1 protein-coding gene is annotated in these 1696 nt (G+C 75.1%); it reads right to left on the reverse strand.

Annotated features, from left to right (window positions below; all coding sequences use genetic code 11):
- A partial coding sequence (locus tag B7767_RS33030) for an acyltransferase domain-containing protein (RefSeq protein WP_143652751.1) occupies nucleotides 1-1696 on the reverse strand: 1696 nt, incomplete at both ends.

The raw sequence follows: 1696 nt of genomic DNA on the forward strand, positions 1-1696 counted from the left end.
CAGGGGGCGGGCTCGTGCGCCGGCTCGGGACCGGCCTCGGCGAGGGTGCCCCGGGCGTGCCGTGTCCAGGCGGCGCCGGCGGGCACGTCCTCGGGCCGTGAGTGGACCGACACGGTGCGCAGGTCCGCGTCGACGACGACCTGGACCGCGACGCCGCCGCGCTCCGGCAGGACGAGGGGCGTCTCCAGTGTCAGCTCGTCCACGCGTCCCCTGCCGACCTCGTCACCGGCGCGTATCGCCAGTTCGACGAAGCCGGAGCCGGGGAACAGCACGGTGCCGCCGACGGCGTGGTCGGCCAGCCACGGCTGGGTGGAGAGCGACAGGCGGCCGGTGAGGAGCACTCCCCCGGTCCCGGCGACCGACACCGCGGCGCCCAGCAGCGGGTGGTCGGCGGACACCTGTCCGTTGGCCAGCGGGTCGCCGGTGTGTTCGGTGACCTCCAGCCAGTACCGCTTGCGCTGGAACGGGTAGGTCGGCAGGTCCACGCGCCGGGCGCCGCTTCCGGCGAACCGGGTCTCCCAGTCGACGTCCGCGCCCCGTACGTACGCCTCGGCCAGCGAGGTGAGGAACTTGCGCGGGCTGCCGTCCTTGCGGCGCAGGGTGCCGACGAGCGCGGCCGCCACGCCGGCCGACTCGGCGGTCTCGCCGAGTCCGGCCAGCAGGCCGGGGTGCGGGCTGGCCTCGATGAAGATCTCGAAGCCGTCGTCCAGCAGGGCCCGGGTGGTCTCCTCGAACCGTACGGGCTGCCGCAGGTTGGTGTACCAGTACTCGACGTCGAGGCCCGCGGTGTCCAGCGGGCCCGCGGTGACGGTGGAGTAGAACGGCACGGACGAGGTCCGCGGCGCCAGGCCGGTCAGCTCGGTGAGCAGCCGGCTGCGGATCTCCTCCACGAACACCGAGTGGGAGGCGTAGTCCACGGGGATGCGGCGGGCCTGGACGTCGTCGGTGTCCAGGCGGCTCCGCAGCTCGTCGAGGGCCTCCGGTTCGCCGCACACGACCACGGAGCCGGGACCGTTGACGACGGCCAGTTGGAGGCGGCCGTCCCAGTCCGCCAGGAGTTCGGCCGTGCGGTCGGCGGGCAGGGCCACCGACATCATGCCGCCCCGGCCCGCCAGGTCCTGGCGGATGATGCGGCTGCGCAGGGCGACGACGCGGGCGCCGTCCTCCAGCGACAGCGCGCCGGCGACGCAGGCCGCGGCGATCTCGCCCTGGGAGTGGCCGACGACGGCGGCCGGTTCGACGCCGGCGGCGCGCCACGCCTCGGCGAGGGACACCATCACCGCCCAGAGCACGGGCTGGACGACGTCGACGTCGTCCAGGGGCGGTGCGCCGGACGCGCCGTGCAGCACGTCGAGCAGGTCCCACTCGACGTACGGTTCGAGAGCCTTGGCGCATTCGCCGAAGCGGGTCGCGAAGGCCGGGGAGTACGACAGCAGGTCCACTCCCATGCCCTGCCACTGCGAGCCCTGGCCGGGGAAGACGAACACCGCGCGCGGGTCGCCACGCCGCACGCCCGTCACGACGGAGGCGGGCGACTTGCCGGCCGTGAGCGCGTCGAGCCCGGCGAGCAGGCCGTCGCGGCCGGTGTCCACGATCACGGCCCGGTGCTCCAGGGCGGCCCGGCCGCGGGCGAGCGAGGCGGCGACGTCCAGTTCGTCCACGTCGTCGTGGGCCCGCAGGTGGGCGGCGATCCGTG

The sequence above is a fragment of the Streptomyces sp. 13-12-16 genome (assembly GCF_002114215.1).
GTDB lineage: Bacteria > Actinomycetota > Actinomycetes > Streptomycetales > Streptomycetaceae > Streptomyces.